The following is a 1,354-nucleotide window of genomic DNA, read 5'->3' as shown; positions in this document are numbered from 1 at the left end:
GCAGCGGTATCAAATCAGAAGGGCGGGGTTGGTAAAACTACCGTGACGGTTAACCTGGGCAAAAACCTGGCCTACATGGGCAAGCGGGTGTTGCTGATCGACAATGACCCTCAAGGTAATCTGACGATGGCTATTTTTGGAGATGAGCTGCCGTCTGAAATTGTTGAGTGGGATGGTGCCGGGGCGTCAGCGCCGGGCGGCTCGCATAGCTATAACCTGTACATTGAAGGGGTTGAAGTTAAGCCGGTACCGGCTATTGAAAATCTGCATGTCATTGGGGCAAGTAAGCACCTTGCGGAGATTTCTACGAAGCCTTTTGAGGTGATTTTCGATTTCAAAGAGAAGATTGAAGCCCTTCGTGATCAATACGACTACATCCTGATCGACTGCTTGCCGGCATTTGGCTCCTTGCAGACAGCGGCACATATGACAGCCGACTACCTGGTAATTCCGACGCACCTGGAAGATTTTAGTGTGACTGGTATTGATGCGCAGATGAAAACGGCGACTCAGACCAAGCGCCGTCTGAATCCAGGGCTGTCTTTGTTGGGCATTTTGGCGAACGAGGTCAGCAGCCAGCGGGTGCTTGTCGAAGAGCATTTTTACAACCAATTGGCTGAGAAATATGGTGAATATCTTTTCAAGACGAAGATAACCAAGTCGGCGAAAGTGAAAGAGTCTCACGCGATGCGTAAGTCTATCTCGGAATACAAACAGAATTCCGACCAGGCGCGTCAGTACATGGCTTTCACGAAGGAATTTATTGAGCGTGTCGAGGTTGGTAATGACCAATAAGTTTTCTCAGCAGGTGAGCAAAGGCAAGGGTGGCCAGAAGCCAAAGGTCGATATTACAGACCTATTGGCCGATTCTGGTACTGACGAGCTGGTAAACCGCGCAAAGTCTGAGGGCCGTTATTTGTCGTTGCCTGCTGAGGCGTTCGTGCCAGATCCGAACCAGCCTCGCAAGACTTTCGACCAGGAAAGAATTGATGAGCTGCGGGTAAGCATTGAGAGCAATGGCCAGCTTCAGCCGATACTGGTAGGTGATCGCCTGCCAGATGGTACCTATCCGATCATTGCGGGTGAGCGGCGGTGGCGAGCAATCCGGGATTCGGAAAAGGTCAGCGTTGTTGATGCAATCATTCGTAGCGGTGATGTTGACGAGCTGCATTTGCTGTTAATGCAGATCGACGAGAACAACCAGCGGGAGCAGATCCCAGCAATTGAAAATGCAATGGCCATGAAGCGGGTAGCCGATATATGCCGAGCTGAAGGTAAGGATCAGGCGTATGCAGCAAAGCTGTTGAATGTCAGCCCTGGGCGGCTATCAAAGCACCTTGCATTGTTAGATGCG

2 protein-coding genes are annotated in these 1,354 nt (G+C 50.9%); both read left to right on the top strand.

Annotated features, from left to right (window positions below):
- Positions 1-795 (top strand): ParA family protein (locus B3180_RS05180; protein ID WP_286843408.1); only part of this gene is annotated, 795 nt, incomplete at its 5' end.
- A partial coding sequence (locus B3180_RS05175; RefSeq protein ID WP_286843406.1) for a ParB/RepB/Spo0J family partition protein occupies positions 785-1,354 on the top strand: 570 nt, incomplete at its 3' end. The genes B3180_RS05180 and B3180_RS05175, both read left to right, overlap by 11 nt.

Source organism: Idiomarina sp. UBA4206 (assembly GCF_002383015.1).
Classification (GTDB): Bacteria; Pseudomonadota; Gammaproteobacteria; order Enterobacterales; family Alteromonadaceae; genus Idiomarina; species Idiomarina abyssalis.
This window is presented reverse-complemented; position numbering and strand designations above follow the sequence as displayed.